Below are 19,223 nucleotides of genomic sequence, written 5' to 3'. Positions count from 1 at the left end.
GCCGATCTGAGTGTGCCAGCCCAACCCCGGCGTGCTTCTCGCAGGAGTCCAAGCTGTAACCCTGTATGACCTGGCTCAGGCTTGGACGGCGAAACGCTCAAGTAACCTGGCGTAACTGACGACTTCGGCATACTCATCGCGAAGATTGGCCATCGCCATGTTATGCACCGCATCGGCGCTGCGCTGATTGCCGGCGAAATCGGTTTTATCGAAGGTGTAGCAGGCATCATTGACCACCACAGTTTTGAAACCCAGGTTACTGGCGCTGCGTGCTGTGGCTTCGACCGAGTTCTCGCTGGCCACGCCAACAATCACCAGTTGCTTGATACCGCGCACATGCAGCCAGCGTTCAAGTGCCGAGTGGCAAAAGGCGTCTGTGACATTTTTTTCCAGCACATACTCGTTGGCTAACGGCTCGAGTGCAGGTTGAAACAGCGCACCGCTCTGGCCCGGCGCAAATACGGAGCCAGCCTGCCTGGAAATATGGCGAATATGCACCAGCGGCCAGTCGAGGTTGCGCCAGTGCTTTTGCAGTGTCGCGATATGCTGCTCGGCCTCGGGGTTGTTGCGCGGCAGGTTGACGCGCTGAATGCCTTGCTGCATGTCGATTGTCAGCAAGGCGGCGGGCAAGTCAGGCAGGGCAATTGTGGACATGCTTCACCTTTTAATCTCAGGGTTGTAACTGAGTGAAAGTAACAGGCAAACGAACTACTGGTTTACAGCAGGTTTTATCGGTTTAGCGGCCTTTTTCCTGCGGTATGGATGCAGGGCTGGCATACTGCTGTGTATCTTGCATGCAGTTGCCCGTCTGCCGCCACCCGAGGAATTCCGGTGAAAAAAATCGCCCTATTCGCCGATGTACAAAACCTCTACTACACCGTACGCCAAGCCTATGGTTGTCATTTCAACTATTCGGCGCTGTGGGAGCAGGTCAGTCAGAACGGCGAGATTGTCGAGGCCTACGCCTATGCAATTGATCGTGGCGATCCCAAACAGCAGCAATTCCAGCAGATATTGCGCAACCTCGGCTTTACCGTAAAGCTCAAGCCCTATATCCAGCGCAGTGACGGTTCGGCCAAAGGTGATTGGGATGTGGGAATCACCATCGACATTATGGATGCCGCGTCACGAGTCGATGAAGTTGTATTGGCCTCGGGAGACGGTGATTTCGCGATCTTGCTGGATAAAATTCGCGCCAGCCAGGGTGTTGACGCCATTGCTTATGGCGTGCCTGAACTAACGGCCCAAGCCCTGATGCGTGCTGCCAGCAAATATGTGCCAATTGAAGGCAGCTTGCTGCTCAAGTAATTTTTCCAGTCTGGCTGAGTCGATACAGTGAACCTTGGCCAGCAGGCCAAGTCACTATGAAACTTGAATATCAGGATTTCCTGCGTGCAACCGATTGCCGTTATTGATTTTGAAACTACCGGTGTGTCTCCTGCACAACATGACCGAGCCACTGAAATTGGCGTTGCCATAGTGCAAGATGGGCAGATTGTCGCGCGCTATCAAAGCTTGATGAATACCGGCACCTGGGTGCCGCCGTTCATTGAGCAGTTGACCGGCATCAGCAACGCCATGCTGCGTGATGCACCACCCGCTGCCCAGGTGATGAACGAGGTCGCGGATTTTGTGGGTGATATCCCGCTGATGGCGCACAACGCCGCCTTCGACCAGAAATTCTGGGATGCCGAATTAGCCTTGGTTCAACGCAAGCGCGTGCAGCCGTTCGCCTGTTCATTGCTGTTATCACGCCGCCTGTTGCCGCAAGCACCGAGCCACAAGTTGGGGAATCTCAATCGCTGGGCGCAGCTACCTTCGACAGGTCAGGCTCACCGCGCCCTTGCCGATGCCGAGATGGCGGCGAACTTGACCTGCTACATGAGCACCCTGCTGCGTGAGCGTTACGGCATTAATGAAGTATCCCATGAGCTGTTTTGCTCATTGCAGAAAATTCCCGCGGCAAAAATGGGGCAGGCACTTGAAGGCCTGCGTCAGGCATGAGCTGACGCCACCTGAAACCTTGCTCGGCCTGCTAAACTACGCGGCATTATTTTTCGCGTTACTTCATCAGGTTATTCACCATGACTTTTGCTTCGCTCAACTTGATTGAGCCGCTGCTGCGCACCCTTGACGGCCTTGATTACAAAACCCCGACGCCGGTGCAGGCGCAAGCTATACCGCCGATTCTGCAAGGCCGTGATTTGATGGCCGCAGCGCAGACCGGCACTGGCAAGACCGCAGGCTTTGCCTTGCCATTGTTGCAACGCCTGATGATGGAAGGCCCCAGCGTTGCCAGCAATTGCATACGGGCGCTGGTGTTGGTGCCGACGCGCGAACTGGCCGAACAGGTTCAGCAAAGTTTCCAGACTTACGGTCAGCACCTGCCGCTGCGCAGCTATGCGGTGTACGGCGGCGTAAGCATCAATCCGCAGATGATGAAGCTGCGCAAAGGGCTGGATGTGCTGGTGGCAACGCCAGGTCGCCTGCTCGACTTGTATCGCCAGAACGCGGTCAAGTTTAATCAGCTGCAAGTGCTGGTTCTGGATGAAGCCGACCGCATGCTCGACTTGGGTTTCGCCCGCGAGCTGGATGATTTGTTCAGTGCTTTGCCAAAAAAGCGCCAGACGCTGCTGTTTTCCGCGACTTTTTCTGATGCCATCCGCCGTATGGCCGGTGAGATGCTGCGCGATCCGCTGAGCATCGAGGTCAGCCCGCGTAACGCGGCGGCTAAATCGGTCAAGCAGTGGCTGGTCACTGTGGATAAAAAGCGCAAGGCCGAACTGTTTCTGCATCTGTATGAAACCAAGCGCTGGCAACAGGTGTTGGTGTTTGTGAAAACCCGTAAAGGGGTTGATGAGCTTGAGGCCGAATTACAGCGCAACGGCATCAGTGCCGATGCGATTCACGGTGACAAGCCGCAGCCGACTCGCTTGCGTGCATTGCAGCGTTTTAAGCAGGGCGAGGTCAAAGTGCTGGTCGCCACCGATGTGGCGGCGCGTGGCCTGGATATTGACGACATGCCCTTGGTGGTCAACTTCGACTTGCCGATCGTGGCCGAAGACTATGTTCACCGTATTGGTCGTACCGGTCGTGCCGGTGCAACGGGGCAGGCGGTATCTCTGGTTTGTGCCGATGAAGTGCAACTGCTGGCGGCAATCGAAAGCATGATCCAGCAAGTTTTGCCGCGCGTGGATGAGCCCGACTTTATTCCCGATCACCGTGTGCCACAAACCGTTGCTGGTGGTGCGGTGATTAAAAAACCAAAGAAAGCCAAAAAACCTAAAGTGGTGGGCGGCAATAAGGCCGGTAGCCTGGGGCGTTGGTTGGAAAGCGATGAACCAGCAGAGCCACCGATCAAAGCCATCCGCAAGGTGCCAAGCTTTGGCGGCAAGCCGGTGAAACGCGGTAAATAAAGCCTTGGCTGCCTCGCAAGGCCCGCGAACCGTAAGGTGGATAGCGCTTTTTTATCCACCGTTTTCGGTTTGACGCACACCTACCGATCAGGAACCAGATAATGAGCCAGGACAAAGCCAAATTCTCGACCCAGGTGATCCACGCCGGTGACCAGTCGAGCTACGCTGATAACGCTATTTTTCCGGCAATTGTCACCGCCAGTTCTTTTGTTCAGCGTGGCCTCGATGAACCCAGCGAGTACGCATACAGTCGTGTCAGCAACCCGACGCGACATGCCTATGAAAGCTGCATCGCCCAGCTTGAAGGTGGCACTGGCGCGGTGGCATGCGCCTCCGGCATGGCCGCGACTTCAACTGTGTTCGAATTGCTGGAAAAGGACGCCCACGTCATTGTGATGGCGGGCGTCTACGGCGGCACCTTCCGCTTGCTTAACGATTACCGCAACAGAACCTCTGGCGTGACCGTAAGCTATGTCGATCTCAATGACCTTGACGCCTTGGCCGCCAGCCGTACCGACAAGACTCAGTTGATCTGGATCGAAACCCCCACTAATCCGATTCTGCAGCTCGTCGATATTGCCCCGGTGGCGGCGTTCGCCCGCGAACAGGGGATTCTTACCTGTGTCGACAACACCTTTTGCTCACCCTGGAACCAGCGGCCGATCGAACATGGGATTGATCTGGTCATGCACTCGGCGAGCAAATACATTGGTGGCCACTCCGACCTGATTGGCGGTGTGGTGGTGGCGGCCAATGAAGATTTGTTTAAGCGACTGCGTCATATCAGCATGGCCATTGGTGCGGTGCAAGGGCCATTCGATTGCTACCTGGCCTTGCGTGGCTTGAAGACGCTGGATGTCCGCATGGAACGCCAATCCAGCAATGCGCTGAGCGTCGCACAGTTTCTCAGCCAGCACCCGCAGGTCGATGCAGTGTTTTATCCGGGGCTGCCGAGTCACCCGCAACATGCCCTCGGCCAGCGGCAAATGCGCAGCGGCGGCGCGGTGGTGTCATTGCGCCTGAAGGCAGATCGCGCAGGCACTGCACGTTTTATCGAGCAGCTGTCGATCTTTGTTCTGGCGGACTCCTTGGGCGGGGTCGAAAGCATGATCAACCATTCCTACAGCATGTCGCATTGCTCGCTCAGCCATGAACAAAAAGCAGCGTTCGGGATTACCGAGAACCTGCTGCGGTTGTCGATCGGTATCGAGCATGTCGATGACCTGATTGCAGACTTGCAGCGCGGCTTCGCTGCTGTTTCAGCCGAGAAGGAAGGTCAATAAATGACGGATTATGGTCTCTGGTCAATCATGCCGCCGCTGCTGACAATCTTTCTGGCAGTGTTCACCCGCCAAGTCATCCTGTCGCTGGTTGCCGGTGTCATTGCCGGTTTCCTGGTGCTTTCGGACTTCCACATAGGCCCCGCTCTGGCCGGTTCGGCGCAGGGTTTGGTGGACGTATTTAAATCGGATGGTGCGGTCAAGACCCTGCTGTTTGGCTTGATGGTCGGCGCGATTATTCATTTGGCGCGCATCACCGGCGGCATGAGCAGCCTGGTTAATTTGCTGACGGCGCGTGAACGCGTGGTCAAAGGCCCAATCAGTACACAATTGCTGGGCATGGCCATCGCGACCTTGATCTTTATCGAAAGCAATTTGTCGCTGCTTACCGCAGGTACTGTGACCAGCGGCTTGGCCAGCAAGTACCGGGTGTCGCGCGAGCAGATGGCTTATGTGATCCAGGGTACTGGGCTTAGCGTGTGGTCGTCGATTTTATTCAACGGCTGGGGCGCGGCGATGATGGGCGTGATCGCGCTGCAGGTCGGCAAGGGTTTTGTCAGTGGTGAGCCGTTCAGCATTCTCGCCCAGTCAATGCTCTACAACGCCTACGCCTGGGCGTCCATTGGCTTTGTCTTGCTGAGCATATTCAGCCGTTTCTCGTTTGCCGGTATGCGTCGGGCCAACGCGCGGGCGGCGCAAGGCATCGAGCTGCGTGAAGGCGCGATTCCCTTGATGGCGGAGTTTGATGAAGAGTCGGTGCGTGAGCCGAGCACGCACAGCGTCTGGAACCTGCTGCTGCCGCTGTTGGCGATGATTATCAGTGTGCCCATCGGCTTGTATATCACCGGCGATGGCCAGTTGAGCAAGGGCTCTGGCTCGACGGCGGTGCTTTGGGCGGTGCTTTGCGGTCAGTTGGTCGGCGCGGTGCAATACGTGCTGATCAAGCGAATTTTTACCCTGGATGAATATTTTCGTGAGTTGCTGGCCGGGTATCAATCGATGATACCGCTGACGGTAGTGATGACCTTGGCCTTCATGATCGGCAATATCAGCGGCGATCTCAATGTCGGTGGTTATCTGGCGCAGCACATCAACGATTATGTGCCGGCTGGTTTGTCGGCAGCCTTTGTTTTTGTCGTGGCCTGTGCGATTTCGCTGTCGACCGGCACGTCTTGGGGCACCTTTGCGATCATGATTCCAATTGGTATCCAGATTGCTGCGGCCACCGGCGTTGACCCTTATCCACTGATTGGCGCGGCGATATCCGGGTCGATCTTTGGTGACTCAATTTCACCGATCAGCGATACCGGAATCGTCACTTCGATGGCCACGCGCAATGATCACATCGACCACATCAACACTCAGTTGCCTTATGGCTTAGCGGCAGGTGCGGTGGCGTTGCTGTTCTTTATTGGGGTCGGTCTATTTTGAACTGGATCTAGCCAACCAATCGAGCATACCCAGGCCTGCTTGTCGGCCGCTGGCAAAGCAGGCGGTGAGCAGGTAGCCGCCGGTTGGGGCTTCCCAGTCGAGCATCTCGCCGGCGCAGAATACGCCGGGCAACTTGTTGAGCATTAGCTGCTGATCTAGCTCGGTAAATGGCACGCCGCCAGCGGTACTGATCGCCTCATCAAGCGGACGGGCTCGAACCAGGGTGATAGGCAAGGCTTTAATGGCTTGGGCCAGCCGCGCCGGGTTGTGGAATACCTCTGCCGCCGTCAGTTCACGCAACAGCGCTGATTTAACCCCGTCAATATTAGCCTGGCGATGCAGGTGCTTGGCCATTGAGTGCGAGCCCCGTGGCTTACTCAGGGCTTTTTCCAGGCGGGCACTGTCGTTGTGCGGCAACAGGTCGAGGTAAACCGTGGCGCTGCCGTGCTGGTTGATCTGCTGGCGGATTTTCGCTGAAAGCGCATAGACCAAGCTGCCTTCGACGCCCTTGGCCGTGAGCACAAATTCGCCTTGGCGCGGTGCATCGTCTGCAAGGTTCAGGCTGACGTTTTTCAGCGGTGCACCGGCAAATTTGTCCTGCAAGAACGGGCTCCAGGCCGCTACTTCAAACCCACAGTTGCTCGGTTGCAAGGGGCTGATTTCAACACCACGAGCTTGCAGCAGTTCAACCCATGAACCGTCAGAGCCCAGGCGCGACCAGCTGGCGCCGCCGAGAGCCAGCAATGTTGCGTCCGCCGCCAGTTGAAACTCATCTTGGCCATTGCTCATGCGCAGCTGACCGTCGTCGGTCCAGCCCAGCCAGCGGTGGCGTGTATGGATATTTACACTGTGTTCACGCAGGCGTTTGAGCCAGGCGCGTAGTAGTGGCGCCGCTTTCATATCAGTCGGGAATACCCGGCCTGAGGTGCCGACAAAGGTCTCGATGCCCAGCTCGTGAATCCAGTTGCGCAGGGCATCGGCATCAAATGTTGTCAGTAGCTGGCCGATTTCTTCGCTGCGTTCGGCGTAGCGCTGGATAAACGCAGCTTTGGCTTCCGAATGCGTGATGTTCATGCCGCCAACGCCTGCCAGCAGGAACTTGCGCCCCACCGAAGGCATGGCATCAAACAGCTCGACCTTGACCCCGGCGAGCGCCAGCACCTCGGCCGCCATCAAGCCAGCCGGGCCTCCACCAATGATGGCGACCTGTGGTGCAGCGGGCGTGGCGTAAGGTGTCATTGCTCGGTCAGTCATATTGCGGGGGGAATGGCCGACATTCTACATCATGCGTTCAGCCCAAACCCGTGTGGCGCTGTGATGGAGAATGCCGTGGCGCGCCGCGAGCGCCTTGCGGTCTTTGTCGTAGCCTCCGCCGATCACGCCCATCACCGGAATATCACGACCAACGCAGTGGCGCAGTACCGCTTCATCACGCGCGGCGACGCCTTGGTCGGTGAGTTTCAGATAACCCAGTGCATCATCTTTATGCACATCGACCCCGGCGTCGTACAGCACGATGTCGGGCTGGTACAGCGGCAGCAGGTAATTTAGTGCGTCATCGACCACTTGCAGGTAGTCACTGTCGCCCATGCCCATCGGCAATGGGATGTCCCAGTCACTGTCGGCTTTGCGTGCCGGAAAGTTCTTTTCGCAGTGCAGTGATACGGTGATGGCTTCTGGCGTATCGGCGAGCAAGCGTGCGGTGCCATCGCCCTGGTGAACGTCGCAATCGAATATCAATACGCGCTGTACCTTGCCTGCTGCGAGCAGATAGCGGCTGATCACCGCAAGATCATTGAAAATGCAAAAGCCTGCGGGGTGATCATAATGGGCATGGTGTGTACCGCCGGCCAAATGGCAAGCCATACCGTGCTTGAGCGCCAGTTCAGTCGTCAGTATCGAGCCACCAACGGCGCGCACCGTACGTTGCGCCAGTGCTGCGCTCCAGGGCAGGCCGAGCCTGCGCTGGTCGGCGTGGGGCAATTCGCCGCTCATGTAGCGCTCGATGTAATCCGGGCAATGGGCCAGCGCCAAAATCTCGTTGGGGCAGAGTTCTGGGCGCTGCAGTTCTTCATCGCTCACGACGCCGCTGTCGATCAGGTGGTCATGCAGCAGGCGGAATTTCTCCATGGGGAAACGATGTTCCGCAGGAAATTCCGGGCTGTAGTCTGGGTGATAGACCAGCGGTAGGCGCATACAATGGCTTCTAAAGGGCTTCAGCGATCCAAGAGTATGGCGCTGCGGAGTATGACGACTCAAGTGGAGTAGCAATGAGCGAGTTGATCGAGCTGCAAACACAGCGCTTAATCCTGCGGCGTTGGCGCGAGGATGACCTGGCTGCATTCGCGACAATGAATGCCAATCCAGAGGTTATGCGCTACTTTCCAGCGTGCATGAGCATTGATGAAAGTGATGCGCTGGCGCGGCGGATTATCCAGCACTTTGCCGATCATGGCTTTGGCCAATGGGTGGTCGAGCGTGTTGATCAGCCAGGTTTGATCGGTGTTGTTGGCTTGCTGCATGTCAGCTTTGCGGCGGCCTTTACGCCAGCGGTTGAGATCGGCTGGCGACTGGATTCACGTTACTGGCGCCAAGGCTATGCACTGGAAGCAGCGCGAGCGGTGTTGCGTCACGGTTTTACTGAGCTTGGGCTTGAGCAGATCGTGGCCTTTACCGTCCCGGCAAACAGGCCGTCGCAGGCCCTGATGCAGCGCCTTGGCATGCAGCATGACAGCCAGGGTGACTTCCTGCATCCGCGCTTGCCGGTTGGCCATGCGCTGCGCCAGCATGTGCTTTACCGGCTACCCCGCGAACACTGGCAGCAAACCCATGAATGATCTGGTCAGGGCGTATCACCAACTTAGCAAACATCAACCCGGTCACTTTGCACCCGGCCCCGGTCAACTCGACTGGGCGACGCAGCCCGCGCCGTTTCGTCGCTATAACGCGGCGCGCTTGATCGAGTTGTGGCACCGCCCGCAGGAAGAGTCGCCAGCATACGACAGCGCCTTCAGTGAGCCGGCCCAGGTGCCAGCCGAGTTGAATCTGGCAAGTATTTCGCAGCTGTTCTATGACAGTTTGGCAGTGTCTGCCTGGAAAGAGGCGGGGGCGACACGCTGGGCGCTGCGGGTCAATCCGTCATCCGGCAATTTGCACCCGACCGAGGCGTACGCGCTGGTTCCTGCAGGTGTTCTTGAGTCATCAGCCTTGCTGGTGCATTACGCCCCCGATGCCCACGCCTTGGAAGTGCGCGGCGAGTTACCCGCGCCTTTGGCTAAGCAACTGGACAATGCATTGCCTGCGACTGGCTTGCTGGTTGGCTTGAGTAGCATCGCCTGGCGTGAAGCCTGGAAGTACGGCGAGCGCGCATACCGTTACTGCAACCACGACCTTGGTCACGCATTGGCGGCGCTGGCGATTGCGGCAAACATCCAAGGTTGGCAAGTACGCTTGCTGCATTCAGTCGCTGAGTCGCAGCTCGACGCTCTGCTGGGACTGGACCGGCCCGGGTTTGCCGAGGCCGAGCATGCCGATTGCTTGCTGTGGATTGGCCCCGCGCAAAGCGAGGAGTTCCCGTTACCCGCAAGTCTGCTTCAGGGGTTGGCTAACCTTGAGCTGGCTGGCACGCCGAATCGCTTGTCGCGCCAGTATCGCGATTGGCCAGAGTTGCAGCGCATACAGACGCTATGCCGTGCGCCAGCGCTGGCCAGGCAAAAGTGGCAGGCGGAGGCGGGGCGCATGCAGGCAGATAATCCGGGGTTGCCGCTGCGGCCAATCTTGCACCGCAGGCGCAGCACCCAGTCCATGGATGGCAAGACCGGCATCCATGCCGAGTTATTGCTGGACTGGTTGCGCCGCCTGATGCCGCACAACTCGCCGGTGCCATTTGCCGTGACCGGAGAGCCGGCGCAGGTCGATGTCGTGCTCTTTGTCCACCGCGTGCAAGGCTTGGCGCCGGGACTCTACTGGTTAGCACGCGTGACGGGCGAGCCAGAGCCTGGCTTGCGTGGTGATTTTAGCTGGCAACGGGTTGATGACGAGCTGCCGCTGTATCGCCTGCTTGAAGGCGACGCGCGTGAGTTGGCCGGTTTTTTATCCTGCGCACAAGATATTGCCAGCGATGGTTGCGTGGCCTTGGCCATGCTCGCGCGTTTTGATACTGCACTGGCGGCCGGGCAGTGGCGTTATCCGCGTTTGTATTGGGAATGTGGTCAAATTGGCCAATTATTGTATCTAGAGGCTGAAGCGGCAGGTTTATCGGCGACGGGCATCGGCTGTTATTTCGACGATGCCGTGCACGAATTGCTGGGCTTGGCCGACACGCACTGGCAAAGTCTCTACCATTTCACCTTGGGCAAGGCTGTTTGGGATGAGCGTCTGACAGCTCAGCCAGCCTACCCAAGGTTACGATTACCAGCCGCAGCAGGCGATGAGGAGCGGGTTGATGAGTAAAGTTCTAGATGATCTGGTGGCGTTGCTGAGCCTGGAAACCATTGAGGAGAACCTGTTTCGCGGTGTCAGCCAGGACCTGGGGTTTCGTCAACTGTTTGGTGGCCAGGTGCTCGGCCAGTGCATTTCTGCGGCAAGCCAGACCATGGACGACGCGCGGCATGTGCATTCGATGCACGGTTACTTCCTGCGCCCGGGTGATCCAACCCTGCCGATCGTTTATCAGGTTGATCGCGTGCGCGATGGCGGCAGCTTCAGCACACGCCGGGTGATGGCGATCCAGAAGGGCCAGCCAATCTTCACCTGCAGTGCATCATTCCAGGCCGACGAGCCCGGCTTTAGTCATCAGATCGAAATGCCGGATATTCCCGGCCCGGAAGATTTGCAGTCCGAGACAGAGTTGGCGCGCCAGGTCGCGCACCTGCTGCCCGAGCGTATGCGTGAGCGCGCGCTGAGTGACAAGCCGATTGATATTCGCCCGGTCACAGTCGGCAATCCGTTCAAGCCGGAAGTCACTGAGCCGGTCAAGTATGTCTGGTTCAAGGCGGATGGCACCTTGCCTGAGAGCCCGGCGCTGCATAAGTACATCCTGGGCTATGCCTCGGATTTCAACTTGCTCACCACCTCGATGCTGCCGCACGGTATTTCGGTGTGGCAAAAGTTTATGCAGGTCGCCAGCCTCGACCATTCCCTGTGGTTTCATTGCAATCTGCGGATGGACGATTGGTTGCTCTACGCCATGGACAGCCCTTGGGCGGGTAACGCCCGTGGTTTTGCACGCGGCAGCGTGTTCAACCGCCAGGGCAAACTGGTTGCCTCGGTGGCCCAGGAAGGCTTGATCCGCCTGCGTGAAGACTGGAAATGAGTTTGCAGCAAGCCCGCCACTGGGTATTCGACATGGATGGCACCCTGACGTTGGCGGTGCATGACTTCGAGGCGATCAAGCATGCACTGGAAATCCCGCTCGAGCAGGATATCTTGCACCACCTCGCGGCGCTGCCCACCGAAGAAGCCAAGGCCAAGCATGCCTGGCTGCTGGAACATGAGCGCGAGCTGGCACTCAATGCGCAGCCTGCCCCCGGTGCAATTGAACTGCTGCGTGAGTTGAGCGGGCGTGGTTACCAGTTGGGTATATTGACGCGCAATGCCCATGAACTGGCGCTGCTGACCTTGCAGGCCATTGGTGTCGGCGACTGCTTTGCCACGGCTGACGTGATCGGCCGGGATGAGGCGCTGCCCAAACCGGACCCCGATGGGTTATTGCGCCTGGCGCAGCGTTGGCAGGTTGCGCCCGCGCAGTTGGTCATGGTCGGGGATTATCAGTTTGACCTGCAATGCGCCCGCGCCGCTGGCGCCTACAGTGTGCTGGTCAATTTGCCGAGCAATCCTTGGCCAGAGCTGGTTGATCATTTTGCGCTGGATTGCGTCGCACTGCTCGGTCAGCTTGATGGACGTTCGAGCTAGCCATGGCGCTTGTGTTGCGCAAGGCTCGACAGGGCGACGCCACAGCGATCAGCGCGCTAATCATCAGTGCGATCAAGCAAACCAATGCCAAGGATTACCCCGCTGAGTTGATCGAGTCGCTGCCCGAACACTTTTCTGCCGAACAAGTCGCCATGCGCATGTCGACGCGAGACACCTATGTCGCCCTCGACGCAGGCGTGGTCATCGCCACTGCCAGTTTGGATGATATGACCGTACGCTCGGTTTTTGTCTTGCCGGAGTATCAAGGACGTGGTGCTGGCTTGGAGCTGATGATGCAAATAGAAGCGCTGGCGCTGCAACGCTCGATCAGCACCTTGAACGTACCTTCTTCAATCACCGCCGAAGGCTTTTATAAGCGCCTGGGCTACACAACCATTCGTGAAGTGTACGAGGGTGCGGAAAAAATCATTGTCATGAGCAAGACGCTTGATGCCTAACTGGGGTGGGTGTTGGTGGACAAGCCTCGCGTTGTCGCACCCTATGAGTGATGCTTATTTCGTAGGCCGGACAGCGCTTTTCTGTCCGCCATTTGCAGCACAAAACAGGATTTTTTGGCGCTTTGTGGTGGACAAGCTTCGCGTTGTCGCACCCTACGGATGGCCTCCGTTTGTGTTTGGCTCCAAGGCTTTAATGATCGGGCAGTCTGGTCGGTGATCACCGTGGCAATGATCGCTCAGCTCTTGCAGGGTGTCGCGCAGGCCCGTCAATTCAGCAATTTTACGGTTGAGCTCTTCAATATGCTCGCTCGCCAGCTTCTTCACATCAGCGCTGGCGCGGTCGCGGTCTTGCCACAAGGCCAGCAGCTTGGCGACCTCAGCCAGGGAAAAGCCCAAGTCCCTTGAGCGCTTGATAAAGGTCAGGCGGTGCAGGTCATCCGCGCTATATATTCGATAGCCGCTGTCGCTTCGGCCAGCCTCTGGCAGCAAGTCGATTGACTCGTAATAACGAATCATCTTTGCGCTAAGCCCAGTTTTTTTCGCGGCTTGGCCAATATTCATTTCACGTCTCCATCAGACATTTGGGCTGCACCAGCCGTTTCCATAAGGCGCAACACCTTTCAGGCATGACTCAGGGCCGCCAGCGTTTCAACATTAAGGCATTGGCCACCACGCTGACGCTGGAAAGCGCCATCGCCGCGCCAGCAACCATGGGGTTGAGGTAACCAAAGGCGGCTAACGGAATACCGACTATGTTGTAGGCAAAGGCCCAAAACAGGTTTTGCCGGATCTTGTTAAAGGTGCGGTTGCTGATGTCCAGCGCCGCAGCCACCAAGCGTGGGTCGCCACGCATCAGCGTAATGCCAGCCGCCTGCATCGCCACGTCAGTGCCTCCGCCCATGGCGATACCAACATCGGCTGAGGCGAGGGCGGGCGCATCGTTGATCCCGTCGCCGACCATTGCCACCACGCCGCCCGTTTTCAACTGGTTGATGATTGAGGCTTTGTCGGCGGGCAATACATTGGCGTGGGTTGAGTTAATTGCCAGTTGATCAGCGACGCTCTTGACGCTGCCGCGGTTGTCGCCGCTGATCAGGTGAGTGTCGATATCCAGCGCTTTCAATCGGCTGATCGCTTCTTTGGCGCCCTCTTTGAGAGTATCGCCGAAGGCAAATAAACCCAGCACCTGCGGCTGCGGCTTTTGTTCGATCAACCATGACAAGGTGCGGCCTTCAGCCTCCCAGGCTTCGGCCGTGGCGGCTAAGTCGCCTGGGCTCAAACCATGCTCGTCGAGCAGGCGTCTATTACCAAGTGCCAGGCTGCGTTCAGCCAGTGTTCCTGCGATGCCACGACCGCTCAAGGCCTTGCTGGCGGTCACAGCCAGCGGTTTGATGTTTTGTTCTGCACAGGCATCCAGCACGGCTTTGGCCAGCGGGTGTTCGCTACCGCTTTGTAAGCTACCCGCCAGTTGCAGCACGTTATGAGTATCGCCATCGACCGCTTGCAGATGAGCCACTTGCGGCGTGCCTGAGGTGAGGGTGCCGGTCTTGTCGAAGGCAACAATAGTGACCTTGTGCGCGACCTCAAGTGCCTCGGCATCCTTGATCAAAATACCGTGCCGCGCCGCCACACCCGTGCCCGCCATAATCGCTGTTGGTGTGGCCAAACCGAGAGCGCACGGGCAGGCAATCACCAGCACCGCAACGGCATTGAGCAGGGCGGTCTCAACGCCTGCACCCGTGATCAGCCAGCCAATCAAGGTGATCAGCGCTATGCCTAAAACGGCAGGTACAAACACCTGGCTGACTTTATCCACCAGCTTTTGAATAGGCGCTTTGGCAGCTTGGGCGTCCTCGACCAGTCGAATGATTTTCGCCAGCACGGTTTCTGTGCCCAGCGCTGTGGTTTCGATCAGTAAGCGACCTTCGCCGTTAATTGCACCGGCAGTGACCGAGTCGCCCGGTTGTTTGGCCTGCGGCACGCTTTCGCCACTGATCAGGGCTTCATCGGCATGGCTTTGCCCTTCAAGCACCTTGCCGTCTACTGGGAAGCGTTCGCCCGGTTTAACCACGATCTGATCGCCGAGCTCTAATTGGTTTAGGACAACGAGTTGTTCTTCGCCGTTCCTCAAGCGCAGGGCTCGGTCGGGGCGTAATGCTTGCAAAGCACGAATGGCGCTGGTGGTTTGCCGTTTGGCACGGCTCTCCATATATTTGCCGAGCATAATCAGCGCAATAATCACCGTTGATGCTTCAAAGTACAGATGCGGTGTTTGCCCGGCTGGCGTGATCATCCACTGGTAAAGGCTCAGGCCATAACCGGCGCTGGTGCCGATGGCGACCAGTTGGTCCATGTTTCCGGCGCCTGCACGCAATGCTTTCCAGGCGGCTCGGTAGAACCGTGCGCCAAGGATGAACTGCACCGGTGTGGCGATGACAAACTGCGCCCAGGCCGGGAGCATCCAATGCACGCCAAATGGCGCCAGCAGCATCGGCAACACCAGCGGAGCAGCCAATATCAAGGCAACAATTAATAACCCGCGTTCGCGTTGCAGGTTTTTTTCGGCGCTGTCCGGTTGGCCCGCCTGCTCATTGATTAGTGTCGCGCTGTAGCCTGCCGCGCTGACCACGCCGAGCAACAACTTGTGGTCAGTGCCTTGTGTAACCTTGAGTTGTGCGTGTTCGGTTGCCAGATTGACACTGACTTCGAGTACTCCGGGCTGCTTGGCCAATGCCCGCTCGATACGGCCAACACAGCTGGCACAGGTCATACCCTGGATCGCCAGTTCAATACGCTCGCTGGGGACTTCGTAACCCGCAGCTTCAATGGTGTCGAGCAATTTGAGCAAGCTGTCTGCTGGTGCTTCGATACGTGCTTGTTCGCTGGCGAGGTTAACGCTGGCAGCACTGACTTCCGGTAGTTGGCGTAAGGCGCGCTCGACCCGTCCGGCACAACTGGCGCACGTCATTCCGCCGATTGGCAGGTTAAATGTTTGGGTGGCGGACATGTGGCGATCTCCTTGAAGTTCACCGACATGATCAACCTTACCATCTTGGCAAGGTCAAGTGCTTTGGCAATATTGTCGAGCGCGGCTTTAGTTTATGGGGGGCGCAGGAATCAATTTATAACCGGCGTTGGTCTGGCTAATCCTGTAGCGGCTGATTTCCCCGGCTCTTAGCTGCAAGCGCTGGCCGTCCAACTGGTTGATGCCTGGATGGCAGGTTTTGTTGCCGACGGTGGCCAGGCGGACCGTAATCTCTCCCGGCGGCAGGTTGAATGAAGCTGACTGGCCTTGATCCAGGCGCGCAGTCAGTTCGTCTTGCAAATACAGGCCAATCTCACATTGGGTCGAGACTTGCAGGCGTTCACGAGAAATAATCAAAACCGCATAACCTTCAGCGCGGCTGTAGTCTCCAGCCTGTGCCGTGCCGTTCAAGCAACTGGCGGCGATGGCAGTGCAAATCACAGAGAGTGCTAATCGACGCATATTAATCACCGAAGAGTCAGGACCCGGGCAGTGGGTTTGGGTGCAGCAGGTCGTTGCCAAACAGCATAACCGCCAGCGCTTGACCTTCCCAGTGCGGCAAGCTTGATACTGCGCCAAACGATCCTGAATCAGTAACCTTGGAGATTGAACATGCAACTATTCAAAGTCGATGGTATGAAGTGTGGGCATTGCATAAAAGCCATTACCGACGCGATCAAAACCGCTGACGCACAGGCGCAGGTCGAGGTAGATCTGGCGAGCGCCGAGGTTCGTGTAGACAGCACCCTCGATGCAACTCAACTGGGTGCGTTAATCAACAATGCAGGCTACGCCGCGCATCTTCGGTAGCCGCTTGTTGGTCGATCACAGGGCGGATGAGCAAGCCGTCATCCGTCCTGTTTCGGAGTGGGTTAGGCGACGACCGGAATCAGTGGATCGGCTGCTGCCAAGGCGATCGCGCGGTCAGCTACAGGTGGGTAAATCCACTGGGTGTTGATCTGGGTTTTGAGCTGTTTGCCTTCCTCTTTTACCAGCTTGACCTGACGATCCCAGCCTTCGGTGTAGACCGCGCCCCATTGACCAAGGTCCAGGCAAGTCACGTACTTCTCCTGGCGGTAAGGAACTGGCGCGGTATCCAGCAGGCTGGCAGCCGTGTTGTTACCGGCGCTGCGGCCCAGGGCGATGGCGTGTTGGCAGGTCATCAGGGCGTAGTTGCCTTGATCGTCCGTGGCGGCGTAGGCCACATCGCCTGTGGCAAATATGTCGGCTTGGCCAATCACCTTGAGGTTAGCGTCGACATGCAGTCGACCATGGTTGTCACGTTCACCAGCGATTTGCTCAGTCAAGGCGCTGGCGCGAACACCGACGGTCCAGACCACGGTATTGGCCTCAATGCGCTGGCCGTCAGACAGGGTGACACCCCCTGCGTCGACAGCTGTAACCGCAACGCCCAGTTGCCATTCAACCCCCAGTTCTGCGGTGGCTTGGGCAATGATCGGGCTGATATTTTCACCCATTGCGGCGCCAACCTGCTGGCCCCGGTCAACAATAATCACCCGGATTTTTGCATCGCTGCCCAGCACTTCACGCAACCGGGCTGGCATTTCGGTAGCCGTTTCAATTCCGGTAAAGCCGCCACCGGCTACGACAACAGTGTTGCGCGCAGCGGATTCAGGTTGTTTGGCCAACGCCTTGATGTGCGACTCCAACTGTGCGGCTTGCTCTATCTGATCAACATCGAATGCGAACTGATTGATCCCGGGAATGGCAGGTCGTGCAACGGCGCTACCTGTCGCCAAGATCAAACGATCATAGGCTACTTGGTGCTTCTGGCCCTGGGCATCGCTGTAGCTGACACTTTTGCTTGCGGTGTCTATGGCCTGCGCTGCGCCCTTGATGAAGGTCACGCCAACGGCATCGAAAAGTGCATCGAGTGGCGCTTTCATGCTGTGCACTTCGGGCTCATAGAAGCGTGGGCGTACACGTAGCTCTGCTTGAGGCGCGAGCACGCTGACGGAAATATCGGTGCGCTTATGTTTATCCAGCAAGCGGACCGCGCTTAAAGCACTCCACATGCCCGAAAAACCTGCACCAAGGATCAAAATCTGCTGTTTCATGGCTAACTCCAAAAGGGTGAGTACGTTTGAACGTTTCGAGCTGAAGCGGCTTCGGGCTCTTCAGGGGGCTGTGATGAGCCTGTTCGCTGTGCTTGAGTAACTACGACTATATTGATCGTAGTTTAAAACGGCAAGCATTTTTGCAGCACCTTTGGTCGGATGCGCGCGTAACCCGAACCTAGAAATGCCTGCAGATTTGTCGGAAGCGGTATCAAGAACAGCCGTCTTGCTTGTTGCTGCGGCGGCTATTTGCTAGATTTGCGACTAGATTAGTCGGGGATTGTGATGTCTTTTTACAGTGCGGGCGTTGAGTACGGTATTCATTGCCTGCTGTTTTTAGTGGACGAGCAGGGCAACCCTCGTGAAGCCAGTGTGCGTGACCTGGCTGAGTTGCAAGGGGTGCCGCAAGAGTATTTGGCCAAGGTCTTTACCAAGCTGGCCAAGGCCGGATTAGTGGCGTCGACCGAGGGTGTGAAAGGCGGCTTTAAGCTGGCGCGCCCGGCCGACGAAATCAATGTGCTGGATATCGTGACCGCGATTGATGGACGCAAGGATATTTTTGATTGCCGCGAAATTCGCAGTCGCTGCGCATTGTTCGCAGGCTCACCGCCGACCTGGGCGCAGGCTGGCACCTGCACCGTACACGGGGTCATGCTGACTGCACAGAAGCGCATGGAGGAAGCGTTGGCACAGCAGACAATCCTCGATATAGCACGCCGCGTTGGGCGTGCTGTGCCTGAGGCGTTTGCTGGCCAGGTCGGTGAATGGATGGCCCAGCGCCGCGAACCCAAGCCCGCGCGCAGCGAAACAGTCGAGCACAAGCAAATTAGTTGAGCAAAAACCGCACGACAATGGTGCGTTTGCGCACCATTGGTCTAGTCTTGATGGGTTTATAGCAGCGCTGGGCTGGTTGGGGTTATGACGTTTGCCTCAACAGCCCATTAAATAAGGCGGCGAAAACCGGCCTGATGTCTTGATTCAGGTCGAACAGGCTTGGGTCGCGAAGGCTGTCGCTGAGCATGCCGACAATCAATGCATTAAGCATTCTTGCGGCCAAGCGTGGTGTGACTCCTGGCTGCAAACGCGCAGAAATGGAAGGTTGGCTGAAATATTGCTCACATAAAGTAATAAATTGATTGATGAACTCAGTATGGCGATCCATCGCCTCTTGCAGTTCTTCAGTCAATTCACAGCGATGCAGCAAAATCGTAAAGATTCGCTGTTTTTGCGGGTTAAGCGCCAGGTCTTGCAAGGCGTCTACACACAGGTCACGAAGCGCCAGTATTGGGTTGTTTTCAAAGCCTTTGCACAGTTGCTCGGTTATTTGCTCAATGGGCAAGCGTACCTGGTTGAGCATTTCATGAAACAAATGTGCTTTATTTTCAAAGTGCCAGTAAACCGCGCCACGTGTGACACCGGCGTGCCTGGCAATGTGCTCCAAGCTGGTCTTGGCTACGCCATGCTCCAGGAATAATGTTTCGGCCGCCATGAGAATGGCGGCACGGGTTTTTTCTGCTTCTTCTTTAGTTCGGCGCATGTCGGATTAGTTATTTATGGCTAGGCTCAGGTTATCGAAATGATTGTAGATAAATTAGCTGTATAGTTCTATTTACAAACACACC

20 protein-coding genes are annotated in these 19,223 nt (G+C 57.2%); 12 read left to right on the top strand and 8 right to left on the bottom strand.

What is annotated here, in order from left to right; genetic code table 11:
- Positions 1 to 75: 75 nt before the first annotated feature.
- The gene (locus tag AACY26_RS19295; RefSeq protein WP_339516427.1) at positions 76 to 654 is read right to left on the bottom strand and encodes a cysteine hydrolase family protein; all 579 of its coding nucleotides are present in this window, start codon (positions 652 to 654) and stop codon (positions 76 to 78) included.
- Positions 655 to 831: 177 nt separating this feature from the next.
- Here AACY26_RS19295 and AACY26_RS19290 point away from each other — a divergent pair, with 177 nt between their 5' ends.
- From AACY26_RS19290 to AACY26_RS19270, 5 genes are all read left to right on the top strand, one after another.
- Positions 832 to 1,308 (top strand): LabA-like NYN domain-containing protein, encoded by a 477-nt coding sequence (locus AACY26_RS19290; RefSeq protein ID WP_339516425.1) that lies wholly within the window; start codon positions 832 to 834, stop codon positions 1,306 to 1,308.
- A gap of 84 nt (positions 1,309 to 1,392) precedes the next feature.
- Positions 1,393 to 2,004, top strand: coding sequence for a 3'-5' exonuclease (locus tag AACY26_RS19285; RefSeq protein WP_339516424.1), 612 nt, complete (start codon positions 1,393 to 1,395; stop codon positions 2,002 to 2,004).
- 80 nt (positions 2,005 to 2,084) lie between these two features.
- On the top strand, positions 2,085 to 3,416 hold the full coding sequence (locus tag AACY26_RS19280) for a DEAD/DEAH box helicase (protein ID WP_339516423.1): 1,332 nt from the start codon (positions 2,085 to 2,087) through the stop codon (positions 3,414 to 3,416).
- 101 nt (positions 3,417 to 3,517) lie between these two features.
- Positions 3,518 to 4,699, top strand: a complete 1,182-nt coding sequence (locus tag AACY26_RS19275; protein WP_339516422.1) for a trans-sulfuration enzyme family protein — start codon at positions 3,518 to 3,520, stop codon at positions 4,697 to 4,699.
- Positions 4,700 to 6,127 (top strand): Na+/H+ antiporter NhaC family protein, encoded by a 1,428-nt coding sequence (locus AACY26_RS19270; protein ID WP_339516420.1) that lies wholly within the window; start codon positions 4,700 to 4,702, stop codon positions 6,125 to 6,127.
- Here AACY26_RS19270 and AACY26_RS19265 read toward each other — a convergent pair.
- Complete coding sequence (locus AACY26_RS19265) at positions 6,119 to 7,366, bottom strand: TIGR03862 family flavoprotein (protein ID WP_339516418.1); 1,248 nt, start codon at positions 7,364 to 7,366, stop codon at positions 6,119 to 6,121. The genes AACY26_RS19270 and AACY26_RS19265 overlap by 9 nt on opposite strands.
- A gap of 39 nt (positions 7,367 to 7,405) precedes the next feature.
- Positions 7,406 to 8,323, bottom strand: coding sequence for a histone deacetylase family protein (locus tag AACY26_RS19260; protein ID WP_339516416.1), 918 nt, complete (start codon positions 8,321 to 8,323; stop codon positions 7,406 to 7,408).
- 74 nt (positions 8,324 to 8,397) lie between these two features.
- On the opposite strand from AACY26_RS19260, the gene AACY26_RS19255 reads away from it, so the two are divergent.
- Genes AACY26_RS19255 through AACY26_RS19235 form a run of 5 tightly spaced genes read left to right on the top strand, consistent with a single transcriptional unit; the run spans position 8,398 to position 12,498 of the window.
- The gene (locus AACY26_RS19255; protein WP_339516413.1) at positions 8,398 to 8,964 is read left to right on the top strand and encodes a GNAT family N-acetyltransferase; all 567 of its coding nucleotides are present in this window, start codon (positions 8,398 to 8,400) and stop codon (positions 8,962 to 8,964) included.
- Positions 8,957 to 10,579: a SagB/ThcOx family dehydrogenase gene (locus AACY26_RS19250; RefSeq protein WP_339516412.1), complete on the top strand. Its 1,623-nt coding sequence runs from the start codon at positions 8,957 to 8,959 to the stop codon at positions 10,577 to 10,579. The genes AACY26_RS19255 and AACY26_RS19250 overlap by 8 nt, the downstream gene beginning before the upstream one ends.
- Positions 10,572 to 11,441, top strand: a complete 870-nt coding sequence (tesB, locus tag AACY26_RS19245) for an acyl-CoA thioesterase II (RefSeq protein ID WP_339516410.1) — start codon at positions 10,572 to 10,574, stop codon at positions 11,439 to 11,441. Before AACY26_RS19250 ends, tesB begins: the two co-directional genes overlap by 8 nt.
- Positions 11,438 to 12,040: an HAD family hydrolase gene (locus AACY26_RS19240; RefSeq protein WP_339516407.1), complete on the top strand. Its 603-nt coding sequence runs from the start codon at positions 11,438 to 11,440 to the stop codon at positions 12,038 to 12,040. The genes tesB and AACY26_RS19240 overlap by 4 nt, the downstream gene beginning before the upstream one ends.
- Before the next feature lie 2 nt (positions 12,041 to 12,042).
- Positions 12,043 to 12,498, top strand: coding sequence for a GNAT family N-acetyltransferase (locus AACY26_RS19235; RefSeq protein ID WP_339516405.1), 456 nt, complete (start codon positions 12,043 to 12,045; stop codon positions 12,496 to 12,498).
- Positions 12,499 to 12,651: 153 nt separating this feature from the next.
- Here AACY26_RS19235 and cueR read toward each other — a convergent pair whose 3' ends face one another.
- The 3 genes from cueR to AACY26_RS19220 all read right to left on the bottom strand — a co-directional run bounded on the left by cueR (position 12,652) and on the right by AACY26_RS19220 (position 15,985).
- Positions 12,652 to 13,059, bottom strand: a complete 408-nt coding sequence (gene cueR / locus AACY26_RS19230) for a Cu(I)-responsive transcriptional regulator (RefSeq protein ID WP_339516403.1) — start codon at positions 13,057 to 13,059, stop codon at positions 12,652 to 12,654.
- 70 nt (positions 13,060 to 13,129) lie between these two features.
- Positions 13,130 to 15,505 carry a heavy metal translocating P-type ATPase gene (locus AACY26_RS19225; protein ID WP_339516401.1) on the bottom strand — a complete coding sequence of 792 codons (2,376 nt, stop codon included), beginning with the start codon at positions 15,503 to 15,505 and terminating at the stop codon, positions 13,130 to 13,132.
- 87 nt (positions 15,506 to 15,592) lie between these two features.
- Positions 15,593 to 15,985 (bottom strand): hypothetical protein, encoded by a 393-nt coding sequence (locus AACY26_RS19220; protein WP_339516399.1) that lies wholly within the window; start codon positions 15,983 to 15,985, stop codon positions 15,593 to 15,595.
- 150 nt (positions 15,986 to 16,135) lie between these two features.
- Here AACY26_RS19220 and AACY26_RS19215 point away from each other — a divergent pair, with 150 nt between their 5' ends.
- Positions 16,136 to 16,333, top strand: a complete 198-nt coding sequence (locus AACY26_RS19215) for a heavy-metal-associated domain-containing protein (RefSeq protein WP_339516397.1) — start codon at positions 16,136 to 16,138, stop codon at positions 16,331 to 16,333.
- Positions 16,334 to 16,395: 62 nt separating this feature from the next.
- Here AACY26_RS19215 and AACY26_RS19210 read toward each other — a convergent pair whose 3' ends face one another.
- A complete protein-coding gene (locus AACY26_RS19210) occupies positions 16,396 to 17,601 on the bottom strand; it encodes an NAD(P)/FAD-dependent oxidoreductase (protein ID WP_339516395.1) in 1,206 nt (401 codons plus the stop codon).
- Between the two features lie 285 nt (positions 17,602 to 17,886).
- Between AACY26_RS19210 and AACY26_RS19205 the strand changes: the two genes are divergently transcribed.
- Entirely contained in the window at positions 17,887 to 18,435 is a 549-nt protein-coding gene (locus AACY26_RS19205) for an RrF2 family transcriptional regulator (protein WP_339516394.1), read from the top strand.
- An 82-nt stretch (positions 18,436 to 18,517) separates the two neighbouring features.
- Here AACY26_RS19205 and AACY26_RS19200 read toward each other — a convergent pair whose 3' ends face one another.
- Positions 18,518 to 19,138: a TetR family transcriptional regulator gene (locus AACY26_RS19200; protein WP_339516393.1), complete on the bottom strand. Its 621-nt coding sequence runs from the start codon at positions 19,136 to 19,138 to the stop codon at positions 18,518 to 18,520.
- Positions 19,139 to 19,223: the final 85 nt, after the last annotated feature.

This window comes from Pseudomonas sp. RL_15y_Pfl2_60, from assembly GCF_963970595.1.
In the GTDB taxonomy this organism is placed as follows: domain Bacteria; phylum Pseudomonadota; class Gammaproteobacteria; order Pseudomonadales; family Pseudomonadaceae; genus Aquipseudomonas.
This window is presented reverse-complemented; position numbering and strand designations above follow the sequence as displayed.